9 protein-coding genes are annotated in these 12,906 nt (G+C 71.4%); 3 read left to right on the forward strand and 6 right to left on the reverse strand.

Annotated elements, in window-relative coordinates:
- The first annotated feature begins 19 nt into the window (after positions 1–19).
- Positions 20–1,078 (forward strand): tRNA (adenosine(37)-N6)-threonylcarbamoyltransferase complex transferase subunit TsaD, encoded by a 1,059-nt coding sequence (tsaD, locus tag AC1ROY_RS18070; RefSeq protein WP_493150249.1) that lies wholly within the window; start codon positions 20–22, stop codon positions 1,076–1,078.
- Between the two features lie 44 nt (positions 1,079–1,122).
- Positions 1,123–2,343 carry an MFS transporter gene (locus AC1ROY_RS18075; protein ID WP_493150250.1) on the forward strand — a complete coding sequence of 407 codons (1,221 nt, stop codon included), beginning with the start codon at positions 1,123–1,125 and terminating at the stop codon, positions 2,341–2,343.
- Between the two features lie 157 nt (positions 2,344–2,500).
- Here the strand turns inward: AC1ROY_RS18075 and ahpD are convergent, their stop codons facing one another.
- The 5 genes from ahpD to AC1ROY_RS18100 all read right to left on the reverse strand — a co-directional run bounded on the left by ahpD (position 2,501) and on the right by AC1ROY_RS18100 (position 9,935).
- A complete protein-coding gene (gene ahpD, locus AC1ROY_RS18080; RefSeq protein WP_493150251.1) occupies positions 2,501–3,031 on the reverse strand; it encodes an alkylhydroperoxidase, AhpD family in 531 nt (176 codons plus the stop codon).
- Between the two features lie 169 nt (positions 3,032–3,200).
- The gene (locus tag AC1ROY_RS18085; RefSeq protein WP_493150252.1) at positions 3,201–3,776 is read right to left on the reverse strand and encodes a peroxiredoxin; all 576 of its coding nucleotides are present in this window, start codon (positions 3,774–3,776) and stop codon (positions 3,201–3,203) included.
- Positions 3,777–3,902: 126 nt separating this feature from the next.
- Positions 3,903–8,189 carry a DUF4011 domain-containing protein gene (locus tag AC1ROY_RS18090; protein WP_493150253.1) on the reverse strand — a complete coding sequence of 1,429 codons (4,287 nt, stop codon included), beginning with the start codon at positions 8,187–8,189 and terminating at the stop codon, positions 3,903–3,905.
- A gap of 4 nt (positions 8,190–8,193) precedes the next feature.
- Positions 8,194–9,762: a Na+/H+ antiporter gene (locus tag AC1ROY_RS18095; RefSeq protein WP_493150254.1), complete on the reverse strand. Its 1,569-nt coding sequence runs from the start codon at positions 9,760–9,762 to the stop codon at positions 8,194–8,196.
- Positions 9,763–9,776: 14 nt separating this feature from the next.
- A complete protein-coding gene (locus tag AC1ROY_RS18100) occupies positions 9,777–9,935 on the reverse strand; it encodes a hypothetical protein (protein ID WP_493150255.1) in 159 nt (52 codons plus the stop codon).
- A gap of 104 nt (positions 9,936–10,039) precedes the next feature.
- On the opposite strand from AC1ROY_RS18100, the gene AC1ROY_RS18105 reads away from it, so the two are divergent.
- Positions 10,040–10,990, forward strand: coding sequence for a S1C family serine protease (locus tag AC1ROY_RS18105; protein ID WP_493150256.1), 951 nt, complete (start codon positions 10,040–10,042; stop codon positions 10,988–10,990).
- A 395-nt stretch (positions 10,991–11,385) separates the two neighbouring features.
- Here the strand turns inward: AC1ROY_RS18105 and AC1ROY_RS18110 are convergent, their stop codons facing one another.
- Entirely contained in the window at positions 11,386–12,888 is a 1,503-nt protein-coding gene (locus tag AC1ROY_RS18110) for a tripartite tricarboxylate transporter permease (RefSeq protein WP_493150257.1), read from the reverse strand.
- Between the last annotated feature and the right edge of the window lie 18 nt (positions 12,889–12,906).

Genomic DNA, 12,906 nt, shown 5'->3' on the forward strand with positions numbered 1-12,906 from the left:
GTCATATAGGGCGCGGGTGATGAACGGAACCCGCCTGCCTCCCGTCCTGGGCCCCATCCTGGGGATCGAGTCGAGCTGCGACGAGACGGCGGCCGCCGTGCTCGACGGGGATGGGCGCATCCTGGCCGAGGCGGTCTTCACGCAATCGGCCGAGCATGCGCGCTTCGGCGGTGTGGTGCCGGAGATCGCGGCCCGGGCGCATCTGCAGCGGCTGGGCGGCCTGGTGCAGGGCGTGCTGGACGAGGCTGGGCTGCGCATCTCCGATCTTGGCGGCATCGCCGCCACGGCCGGGCCGGGGCTGATCGGCGGCCTCGTGGTCGGCGCCAGCTACGGCAAGGGCCTGGCGCTCGGCGCCGGCCTGCCCTTCCTCGGCGTGAACCACCTGGAGGCGCATGCGCTGACCGCGCGGCTGCCGGGGCTGTTTCCGGAAGCCCCGGCTTATCCCTACCTGCTGCTGCTGGTCTCGGGCGGGCATTGCCAATGCGTGGCCGTGCTGGGGCTCGGGCGCTACCGCCGCCTCGGCACCACGCTGGACGACGCGGTGGGCGAGGCCTTCGACAAGGCGGCGAAGCTGCTCGGCCTGCCCTGGCCGGGCGGCGCGCATCTGGAGCGGCTGGCGGCCTCCGGCGATGCCTCCGCCGTGAAGCTGCCGCGGCCGATGCTGGGGCGCCCCGGCTGCGACTTCTCCTTCAGCGGGCTCAAGACGGCCGTTGCACAGGCGGTGGCCAAGGGTGAATTCCGCCCCGAGGACATCGCGGCCGCCTTCCAGGCCAGCGTCGCCGCCGTGCTGGCCGATCGTGCGCGCCATGCGCTGGCGATGCTGCCGGCGGCCACGGCCCTGGTCGTGGCGGGCGGCGTCGCGGCCAACCAGGCCGTGCGGGCCTCGCTCGCGGCCGCGACGTCGCGGCCGCTGCTGGCCCCGCCGCTGCGCCTCTGCACCGACAATGCCGTCATGGTCGCCTGGGCGGGGCTCGAACGTCTGCGCGCCGGCCAGTCCGACGCGGTTTCATTGGCGCCGAGGCCTCGCTGGCCGCTCGATGACTTGCGCCCGCCCAATGAAGTTCCAGTAACCCGCTGATCCCCGTCATTGACGACGCGTGGACGCCCGGACACCTTGTCCGGATGAGCGAAGTCGTCCTCTCCCCGAAGCGCGATGCGCAGATCTGCGCCCTCATCGGGACCGGGCATTTCCTCTCGCACTTCTACATGCTGTGCCTGGCGCCGCTCTTCCTGGTCTGGCGCGACGAGTTCGGCGTTTCCTTCGCCATGCTGGGCCTCGCCGTCGCGCTGATGAGCGCGACCACGGCCCTGCTGCAGACGCCCGTCGGCTTCCTGGTGGACAGGTACGGCGCCAAGCGCTTCCTGATCGGCGGCACGCTGATCATGGCGCTCTCCATCAGCGCCATGTCCTTCGTCACGGATTTCCGGCTGATCCTGGCGCTGGCGGTGCTCTCGGGCGTCGGCAACTCGGTGATCCACCCGGCCGACTACGCGATCCTGGCGGGCTCGATCCGCAAGGAGTTCGTGGGTCGCGCCTTCGCGCTGCATTCCTTCACCGGCAATCTCGGCTTCGCCCTCGCCCCCCCGACCGTCGCGCTGCTGCTGCTCACCATGGACTGGCGGGGCGCGCTGCTGCTGCTGGGCCTGCTCGGCCTGCCCGTCGTCCTCGCGATCCTCTGGCAGTCGCGCATCCTGAGCGACCAGCCCAAGACGCGCGCCGCCAGGCCCGCGGGCGCGGCGAAGCTGCTGCTCAGCAAGCCCATCCTCGCCTTCTTCGCCTTCTTCCTGCTTTCGGCCATGTCGGGCTCGGGCATCCAGGCCTTCCTGATCACCATCCTCGGCAAGCTCTGGGGCACGCCGGTCGCCGTCGCTTCGCTGGCGCTGACCGGCTACATGATCGGCGCCACAGTGGGCACGCTGATCGGCGGCTGGTGGTCGGACAAGCGGGGCGGCGGCTCGCTGATGGGCTTCGTCACCGTGCTGACCCTGATCGCGGCCGGGCTGATCCTTTCGCTCGGCCTCATGCCCTATCCGGAATTCCTGATCCCGGTCGTCGCGCTGGTCGGTGGCACCTGCATGGGCTCCTCGCGCACGCCGCGCGACGTGATGCTGAAGGAAGTCTGCCCGCCCGGCGAGATCGGCAAGGTCTTCGGCTTCGTGAGCTCCAGCCTGCCGCTGGGCTCGGCGTTGATGCCGGTGCCGATGGGCCTGCTCATAGATTACGGCTTCGCCTGGCTGGTGCTGCCGACGGTCGCGACCCTGCTCGTGCTGTCGCTGCTCTGCGCCGGCGGCGCGCGCAGCTTCACTATCGCACGGCGGGTGCGGGTGCAGCCCGCCGAATAGGCGGGCGTCCGTTCCGGGCGGTTGGATGCGAGAGGGCTTCGCCCCCTCGGTTGTCTCCGCTTCGCGGCCAACCCCCCACCAGGGGCCTCTCGGCCTTTGGTAGGGGGTGCCGGGGACAAAGTCCCCGCAATTCCACCGTCTGGAACGAGTGCCCCGCCTAAGCGGCGAGCGCCTCCTCCGCGTCCATCGTCACGGCCGTGGCGTGCACGACGGCGGCGATGCGTACCGCGGCCTGGACCTGCTCCTTGGTCAGGCCGCCGTGGAGCACGACCTTCTCATGGGCTTCCATGCACATGCCGCAGCCGTTGATGGCGGAGACGGCGAGCGACCAGAGCTCGAAGTCCACCTTCTCGACGCCCGGCTTGCCGATGACGTTCATGCGCAGCTTGGCCGGCATGGTGGCGTAGTCGCCGCCGACGAGGTGGGTGAAGCGGTAGTAGATGTTGTTCATGCCCATCACCGAGGCCGCGGCCTTGGCGGCGCCGAGCGCCTCCGGGCTCAGCTGCGGGCCGAATTCGGCAAGGATGGCGCGCATGACGCGCGGGTTCCGGCTGGCGATGGCGGAGGCCACGAAGGTGCCGGCGCGCTGCTGCTGCGTCAGGGACGGCTCCGTCGCCAGGGTGCCGAGGTTGAGCTTCTGGTCCTTGGCGTATTCGGGCAGGTCGTTGCGCAGCGATTCCAGCGACATGGCGCGGGGCTCCCAAAGGGCTTGGATTGTGGGGAAAGGGGGAGGAGCCGGTCCCGTCCCATCGCCGGCAGGCGACGGGGCGGGAGGCTCGAGGGGGCGGGGGGTGCCCCCTCGGGGCCGCGCGGCGAGGAGAGTCGGGGGGATCGCCGCGCGGTGGTGGGCTAGTGGATCAGGCGGCCTTCTCGAAGAGCTCCTGCGGCTTCAGGGCCTCTTCGCCCTTCGTCCAGTTGCAGGGGCACAGCTCGTCGGTCTGCAGCGCGTCGAGGATGCGCAGCGTCTCCTGCGGGTTGCGGCCGACATTGAGGCCGTTGATGGCCACATGCTGGATCGTGCCCTCGGGGTCCACGATGAAGGTGGCGCGCAGCGGAACGCCGGCGTCCTTGTCGAGGATGCCGAGCGCCGAGCTCAGCTCGCGCTTCAGGTCGGCGAGCATCGGGATCGGCAGATCCTTGATGTCCTCGTTGTAGACGCGCCAGTTGAGGTGCACGAACTCGCTGTCGGTGCTGACGCCGTAGACGACGGTGTCGCGGTCGGCGAATTCCCCGGCGAGCTTGCCGAACGCCGCGATCTCGGTCGGGCAGATGAAGGTGAAGTCCTTCGGCCAGAAGAACACGACCTTCCACTGGCCCGGGTCGCTGGCGTTGTTGATCTGGATGAACGACTTGCCCGGGCCGCCGAGGCCCTCGGGGCCGCCCTTGACGGCGGTCAGGTCGAAGCTGGGGAACTTGTCGCCAACGGTCAGCATGCAGTGTCTCTCCTCGGGAGGTGGTGGGCTCTCGGTCCGCGTCGCTGCGTTCCTGTAGGACGATATGGCGGTGCAACATGCATTTTGCCAATGAATAGTTTTGGGCATTACCATTGACCTAATCGATCATCGTCCCGCAGTCAGAATGATTTGTCCGGACCCTATGAGCATGGCGAGCCGAGCGGCCATGGCAGGGGTGGCGACGGGGTCGAGGCCGAGGAGCCGCGTGACACCGGCAGCAAGTTCTTCCTCCGTGGCTTGGGTCTGCACGCCGAGCAAAACTCTGGCCGCGGCGGCCACTTCCCCGGGGTGAATCAGGGACGGCCGCCGGGTGAAAGCGGCGGCGGACCGGCGGTCGCGTGGGTCGATGGGCGCGGCCTCCTCGGGGAACCAGAAGCCGCCCTCCTCGCGAGCGCCGTGGAGCAGCTTCGCTTCGTTGAGGGTGGCGGCGCAGGTCCTCGCGTCCGGCGCGGCGGCGCCGAGGAGGAGGCGCAGGCGCTCGGCGACGGCGTCGGCATGGATGGGCGCCTCGGTGGCGATGATGGCGGCGACGAGCTGGCCCAGCTCCGAGCGGTTAGCCGGCGGCTTCTCCATCGCGGTCTCGTGATAGGGCGCGGCGAGGCCGGGATCGGCGGTGACGGCCGGCGCTGCGGGGGCCGCGAGGCCGAGCGGGCCGCGCAGCCGGGCCTGGGCGGCCTCGGGCTGGTTGAGCCAGTCGAGCGACCAGCTTCGCGCCAGCTTCCAGCCCATGCCTTCCAGGGCCGCCTGCCGGCCGCGATCGCGATCGCGCGCGCAGCGGAGGGCGGACCAGTCGGGTCCATCCAGCTCGATGCCGAGGTCGAAGCCGGTCTCGCCACGCGCGGCGACGTCGAGGAAGAGTCCGGACAACCCCAGATGCGGCACGGCGACGCGCCCGGACTCGGTGACGAGTCCGCCGATCAGCGCGCCGATGGGCGAAGCCTGGCCGGACTCCAGGTCGCGGCCCTCGGTGCCCGCCGCGAAGCCGAGAAAGGCCTTCAGCGCCGCCACGCCGCGCCCGCCGGCGCGCGCGAGGTCGATCTCCTCGGCGCCGATCCCGGAGAAGACCACGCAGCGCTTCTTGGCGCGCGTGATGAGCACGTTCAGCCGCCGCTCGCCGCCCTCCATGGAGAGCGGGCCGAAGCGCATGGCCAGGCGGTTCTGCGCGTCGCGCCCATAGCCCACGCTGATCAGGATGGCGTCGCGCTCGTCGCCCTGCACGTTCTCCAGGTTCTTCACGAAAAAGGGCTCGGCGGGATGGGCGGTGAAGAAGACCTCGGTCTCGGGGCTGGTGCGGCGCAGCGCCTCGACCGCGTCGAGGATCGCGTCGCGCTGGGTGACCGAGAAGGCGGCGACGCCGAGCGTGTCGCCGGGCGTCTCCTTCGCGTGGCGCAGCACGGAAGCGGCGACCGCCTGAGCCTCCGCGGCATTGGCGCTGCCGGTGAAGCGGCCCTCCACACGGATCAGCGAGAGGCCGAGCGTGGCGCTGCGCGGCCGTGGCGAGGGCAGGACCAGCAGGCGGCCGCCGTAGAACTCGGCGTTGGAGGTCGCGATCAGGCTCTCGTGCCGGCTGCGGTAATGCCAGCGCAGCATGGCGCCCGGGATGCCGCGCGCATTGGCGAGGCCGAGGATGCTTTCCACGTCGCGCGCCTCCAGCGCGGCGTCCTCGTCGGGCGCGTCGTCGGCGTCGTCTTCCGTCATGCGCTGGAAGAAGCGGGTGGGCGGCATCTGCCGGTCGTCGCCGACGACCACGACCTGGTTGGCGCGAGCGATGGCGCCCATGGCATCCACGGGCTCGATCTGGCTGGCCTCGTCCATGACCATCAGGTCGAAGACGGGAAAGCCGGGCATCGTCGCGTGATGCGGATTGGCCAGGAACTGCGCCACCGTCAGCGGGCTCAGCATGAAAATGGGCTTGGCCTTGCGGATGAGCGGCGCGGCGCGCGTCATCAGCGTGCGGATGGGCGCATGGCCGCGCTTGCGCTCGAACTCGCCGCGCAGGAAGGCGAGGGAGGAGGCTTCCTCGCCCTGGCGCAGCGCGGTGAGGCGCTCGGCGTGCTTCGCGGCGGCCTCGCTGCGGGCGAGGCGCACGCGGGCGGCATCGGCCTCGCGGAAATCGGCGACGAGGCGATCGGCAGCGGCGCCGTCGAAGGCGGCGAGCTCCGGATGCTGGCGCATCGCGACGCGGAACAGGGCTTCGAGGATGGCGAAGTCGAGCGCGGATTCGGCGTCGCCAGGCGCGACGGCGCCGGCTTCCAGCGCCTCCGCGAGCGGTACCAGCGCGGGCTCGGCGGCCATGGCACGGGACCAGCCCTGCCAGGGCGCCAGCGCCTCCGGCTCGGCGGCCATCGCAGCGAGGCGTTCGGCGAGGGCAGCGAAGGTGTCGGGCGCTTCGAGGCCCGTCGCGTCGCGGATGATAGCCCAGGCGGCCAGCGCGTCGCGTTGGGCCGGCGTGGCGGGCGGAGTGCCGAAGGCGTCCCGGTGCTGGTCGAACCAGGCGAGGCGTTCGGCGAGCGCCGCCTCATCCGGTCCCGCGCCGAGGCGTGCCTGCGCGGCCTGGGCGGCGAGCAGCGCCTCCAGCGCGCCGGCATCCTCGGGATCGCGCAACGCGGCGGCGATGGCGGCCTTCGCCTCGCGCCTCGCGCCATCGAGGAAGCCGAAGAGCCCGGACGGCTGGGCCAGCGTGCCGCGCGCGGCGGACAGCCCCGGCGCGTCCAGCGCGCCCGGCCGGAAGCGCGGCTCGACCCTTGCCGCTGCGACATGGCGGAGGTCGGCGAGGCGCGCCCTGGCGGCCTCGACCTCGCCGGGCTGGATCGGCGCCGTGGCCCGCAGCGCCTCGGAAGCGACGGCGTGCTCGGCCTCGGCGATGCTTCCAGGCGCAGCGGCCAGGGCGCGGATGTGGCGCGGCAGCTCCGCCTGGAACCGGCTCGCGGCGATGGCGTCCAGCGCCGCCGACACCCCACGCCATGGACTCCGGGCGCCGGCGCTGTTCGCCGCCAGCTCGCGCGCGCCCGAGCGCAGGTTGCGCAGACGTGCCGCGTCCCATCCCGAGGCGTCCAGCCGGAAGGGCGGCGGCGCGGCGCCCGAGGCGCGCAGCGCGGCCAGCCGTGCGATCACCTCCTGCACCGTTACGCCCGTCTCGCCCACGACATCGCGCATCGCGGCGGCGTGACGGTTCAGCCGCCCGCGCAGGTCGCCCAGCCGCTGCACCGCCGCCTCGCGCTGCGGAGCCGGCGGCGAAGGGAGCGCGAGCGTCGCGCGCAGCTCGTCCAGCACCGCGCGCTTCGAGGGCTTTTCACCATGCAGCTCCAGTACGGCCGCACCGAGGCCGAGATTCTCCAGCCGCCGCTTCACCACCTCCAACGCGGCGGACTTCTCCGCGACGAAGAGCACGCTGCGCCCGTCCAGCACGGCCTGGGCCAGGATGTTCACGATGGTCTGGCTCTTGCCCGTGCCGGGTGGGCCCTGGATCACCAGGCTGTGGCCGCGCCGCACCGCTTCGGCGGCGAGCGCCTGGCTGCCGTCCACCTCCACCACATGGTCCAGCCGCTCGACCGGGACGGCGGCGTCCACATCGGCGTCGTCGGCGAAGGGCGGTGGTTCCGGCGGCGGCGCGACCGGGTCGAGCAGGCGGCGAAGCATCGGATGCTCCAGCAGGCCGGGATGCGCGACGGGATCGAGGTCGCGCCACATCAGGAACTTGGCGAAGGCGAAGAGGCCGAGGGCCAGCGCATCCGGATCCACGCGCCAGTTCTCGCGCCCCGCGACGGCAGCGGCGACCTTCTCCGCCCATCCCTCGGCGGAAAACTCGGGCAGGGCGATGCGGAAATCGGCCGAGAGCTTTTCCCGGAGGGACAGATTCTCGACCATCTCCTCGGGGTTGCCGCGCAGCCGGAAGCGATTGCTCACGCCCTCGCGCTCCAGCGTCGCGGGGATGAGGGCCAGTGGCGCCATCCGCTCCGTCTCCGGCGTCGCGGGATCGCGCCAGACGAGCCCGCCAACGGCGAGGTAGAGGCTGGCCACGCCGCTCTCCTCGCGCGCGCTGCGGGCGTCCGACATCACGTCGCGCAGGCGGCGCGCGAGCTCGTCGGGCGTCAGCGCGACGCGGAGGCTTTGATCCGCCCGCCATTCCTCGCGCGTCGCATCGGGCCTGGCGGCGGTCACGCCTTCGGCGCGCCGGCGGCCACGCTTCGGCCCGTCGGCCGGCACCTGTGCCGCTTCAAAGCCGAAGGCCCTTCCGGCCGCGAGCTGCTCCAGCACGAAGGCCGCATCCTCGTCGTCGATGCGGAGCACCGCACGCGCCCGCCCTTGCGCCGGCAGGCTCAGCAGCCGGTTGCGCGTCGAGAGGTCGATCAGCGCGCGGCGGGCCTGCTGGAGCGTGTCGGCGATCGCCATCGGGTTAGGCCAAGGCCTGCCGCAGACGATTCTCCTCGTAGTCGTATTCCTGGCCGAGCCGCGCCAGCAGCTCCTCCGGCAGGTCGTGCTCCTGCTGGTGCGTGCGCAGCGCGGTGCGCGAGGCGTTCAGCGCCTCCAACCGCAGCGCCCGCCGTGCTGCACGCTCGGCCGCCACGGCGCCGCCGCCGCGCGCCGTGCGCTCCAGATGGGAGGCGCGGTCGCGGAACTCCGCGACGAGGTCGGCCGCGATCGGGCCGTAGAGCACGTCGGCGGTGCGCGCCTGGATGGCATCGAGCGCCGCGGCCGCCGCTACATGGCGCGCCGTGGCCTCCTCCGGATCGATGCCGTTGGGATGGGGCGGCATGGCGAGGCCCACGCGCTTGATCACCCATTCCAGCGTCGTGCCCTGCGCGACCAGCGTGGCCAGGATGGCGCAGAAGGCAAGGAAGACGATGATGTCGCGCTCCGGGAAGTCGGCCGGCAGGGCCAGCGCGGCGGCGAGCGACACCACTCCCCGCATGCCTGCCCAGGAAAGCACGATCATATGGGAGACCGGCGGCCTCGGCTCGTGCCGGGCGAGGCTCTTGATCCGGCTCGGCAGGTACATGGCCGGGAAGATCCAGATGAAGCGCGAGGCGATCAGCGCCAGCGAGACGGTCAGGGCGAGCGAGATCAGCTCCCACAGCCCGCGCGCCTCCAGCCGCTCCAGGATCTCGCGGAGCTGGAGGCCGATCAGGATGAAGACCAGCGAGGTCAGGACGAATTCCAGGAACTCCCAGACCATCTTCGCCTCCAGCCGCGTGCGGGCGGAGAAGACGCGGTACTGCGCCTGGCCGAACATGATGCCGGAGGTGACGACGGCGAGGACGCCCGACAGGTGCAGCGCCTCGGCCGCGAAGAAGGTGGCGTAGGTGCCGAGGAAGGTCAGCGTCACCTCGAGCAGCGTGTCCTTGACGTGCGCGATCAGCCAGAGGACCGCGCGGGCGAGGATCCAGCCGACGGCGATACCGCCGAGGGCAACAAGGAAGAAGAAGCCGGTCGCCTGCAGCGGCGCGACGCTGCCCATGGCCATCGCCGAGACGGCCAGGCGGTAGATGACCAGCGACGAGGCGTCGTTCACCAGGCTTTCGCCCTCCAGCACCGTCACGATGCGCGGCGGCAGGCGGAGGCGCTGCAGCACGGCGGCGGCCGCGACCGCGTCGGGCGGCGCCAGGATGGCGCCGAGCGCGATGGCGGCGGGCCAGGGCAGCTCGGGGATCAGCCAGCGCGCCAGCCAGCCGATCGCGAAGGAGGTGAAGGCGACGCAGCCCAGCGCCAGCAGCAGGATGGCGCGGATGTTCCGCCGGAAGGCGCGCCAGTCGGTGCGGTAGGCGCTGCCCACCAGCAGCGGCGGCAGGAAGAAGGCCAGCGCGATCTCGGGGTCGAGCGCCACACGCGGCAGGCCGGGGATGAAGGCGATGACGATGCCGCCGAGGATGAGCGCCACGGCATAGGGCAGCCCGGCGAAGCGGGCGACGACGGCGAGCACCACGCAGGTCGCCATGAGGACGAGGAGGGCCTCGACGATCTCCATGCGTCCGCCCCGGCTCAGCGCCGGCGGATGAGGACGGCGGCGAGGACCGCGATCGCGATGATCAACACGGTCATCATGCCCTGGACGACCGTGTAGTTCGGCGCGTCGGGCGCGACGAACCAGGCGGCGACCGCGCCTCCGGCGAGCAGGGCGATTCGTACGAGCCAGGCCATCGGGGCACCTCCGGCGAAGGTTTTGCCACGCGGCTTGCGACGATGCCATGCCTCCCATGCGTCGGCGCCCTGGTGGCGGGGGCGGCGCTGCCTATGTGAGAGGCATGCTCGATGCCGCCATTCCCTCCGATGCTCCCCTCCTCGATTCCTATTCCGCTGCCGTGACCTCGGCGGTGGCCCGCACCGGGCCGGCCGTCGTCCACGTCGCGGTGAAGCGGGGCGGGCGCCAGATGGGCAGCGGTTCCGGCGTGATCGTCTCGCCGGACGGGCTGGTGCTGACCAATTCCCACGTGGCCGCCGGCGCCGAGGCGCTCGAGGTGACGCTGGCCGACGGAAGGCTCGTGCCCGCGCAGCTGCTGGGCGAGGATGCCGACACGGATCTCGCGCTGCTGCGGCTTTCGCGCGGCGACGGGCTGCCGGTGGCGGAGATCGCCGACAGCGCGGCGCTGCGGCCGGGCCAGATGGCGATCGCGATCGGCAATCCGCTGGGCTTTTCGTCCACCGTGACGGCCGGGATCGTCTCCGCCGTGGGGCGGACGCTGGCAGGGCGCGGCGGGCGGCCGATCAATGATCTGATCCAGACCGATGCGGCATTGAACCCCGGCAATTCCGGCGGCGCGCTGCTGGACAGCGCGGGGCGGCTGATCGGCATCAACACGGCGATGATCGCGGGCGCGCAGGGGCTCTGCTTCGCGGTGGCCTCCAACACGGCGGTGCTGGTGCTGGGCGAGCTGGCGCGGCACGGGCGTGTGCGGCGGGCGCGGCTGGGGCTTTCCGGCGAGCGCCAGGCGGTGCCGCGTCGGCTGGCGCGGGCGCATGGGCTCGCGCAGGAAAGCGGCGTGCTGGTGGGCTCGGTGGAGGGTGGATCGCCCGCGGCCGAGGCGGGCATCGCGCCGGGCGACCTGCTGCTGAGCGTGGACGGCACGGCGCTGACCGGCGTGGACGCGCTGCTGCGCTGGCTGAGCGGCGACCGCGTGGGCCGGCCGGTGGCGCTGGTCCACCTGCGCGGCGAGGGGCTGCGCGAGGCGGTGATCACGCCGGGCGAGCGGAAGTAGCCGGCCCGAAGGGCCGCACCGGCGCAATTCATCAGGTTCGGCGGATCAGCGCAGAGGCCGGTCGGAAAGGGGATGCCCTCCGGCATCCTGGAGCCGGCATCCAGCGCCGCCCATCAGGATCGGCGAGTCAATGCAGAGCCCGGCCGAAGAGGGATGTCCCTCGGCGTCCCGGAGCCGGCATTCAGCGCGGCCCGTCAGGATCAGCGGGCCAATGCAGAATCCGGCCGCACGGCGGCCGGCGCCGCCCACTCCACTTTCCGGCTTGGCGCTCCAGTGGCGCGGCGAGCCAAGCCGCCGGAGGCGGCGCCCGGCGCTTAAGGGCACAAAAACGAGCAGAATAAAAAACGCCCCGAGGAGGTCTCCCCGGGGCGTCGTAACCAGCGATGGTGCGTTTTTTATTCCGCCATCGCCTTTTCCTTGCCCTTCCGGATGTTCGGCAGGGCCATCAGGATCAGCGCGATCGCCGCGATGCCCAGCATGGTCGCCGAGATCGGGCGCTGGACGAAGACCGACCAGTCGCCGCGGCTCAGCAGCATCGCGCGGCGCAGGTGCTCCTCCATCATCGGCCCGAGCACGAAGCCGATCAGCAGCGGCGCCGGCTCCATCTTCAGCTTGTTGCAGACGTAGCCGAACACGGTGAAGGCGACCGTCATATAGACGTCGAACACGTTGTTGTTCAGCGAGTACACGCCGATGCAGCAGAAGACGAGGATCGAGGGGTAGAGGAAGCGGTAGGGCACCTGCAGCAGCTTCACCCACATGCCGATCATCGGCAGGTTGATGACGAGCAGCATGACGTTGCCGATCCACATCGAGGCGATCAGGCCCCAGAAGAGGTCCGGCTGCGCCTCGACCATGCGCGGGCCCGGCTGGATGCCCTGGATGATCAGCGCGCCGACCATCAGCGCCATGACGGCGTTGGACGGAATGCCCAGGGTGAGCAGCGGGATGAAGCTGGTCTGCGCCGCGGCGTTGTTCGCGGCCTCAGGACCGGCCACGCCCTCGATGGCGCCCGAGCCGAACATGTGCCGGCCCTTCGACATCTTCCGCTCCATCATGTAGGAGCCGAAGGCCGCCAGCGAGGCGCCGCCGCCCGGCAGGATGCCGAGGAAGCTGCCCACGATCGTGCCACGCAGCACGGCCGGTGTCGCGCGCCGGAACTCCTCCTTGGTCAGCCAGAGCTGGCCCACCTTGGTGCTCATCACCGAGCGCGATTCAGGCCGTTCGAGGTTCAGCACGATCTCGGCGATGCCGAACATGCCCATGGCGATCGGCACGAAGCCGATGCCGTCGGACAGCTCGGGGATGCCGAAGGTGAAGCGCTGCTGTCCCGTCTGCACGTCCGTGCCGACGAGGCCGAGGGCCACGCCCAACACCACCATGCCGACCGCCTTCACGATCGAGCCCTGCGCGAGCACGCAGGCGATGATCAGGCCGAGGAGCATCAGCGAGAAGTAGTCGGCCGGGCCGAAGCTCAACGCCACCTGCGTCAGCAGCGGGCCGGAGGCGGCGACCAGGATGGTGGCGACGGAGCCCGCGAAGAAGGAGCCGAGCGCCGCGGTGGCCAGCGCCGCGCCGGCGCGGCCGTTGCGGGCCATCTTGTAGCCTTCGAGCGTGGTGACGACGGACGACACCTCGCCTGGAAGGTTCAGCAGGATGGCCGTGGTCGAGCCGCCGTACTGCGCGCCGTAGAAGATACCCGCGAGCATGATGATCGCGGTCGTCGCCGGCAGGCCGAAGGTGATCGGCAGCAGCAGCGAGATCGTGGCCACCGGGCCGATGCCCGGGAGCACGCCGATGGCGGTGCCGATCAGCGCGCCCAGCAGCGCGAAGGCCAGGTTCTGGATGCTGATGGCGACGCCGAAGCCATGCAGCAGGTTGGTGATGAGGAGTTCCATGGTCGCTTTTCCTATCCC

This window comes from Roseococcus sp. GW821-FHT12F05 (assembly GCF_058806835.1).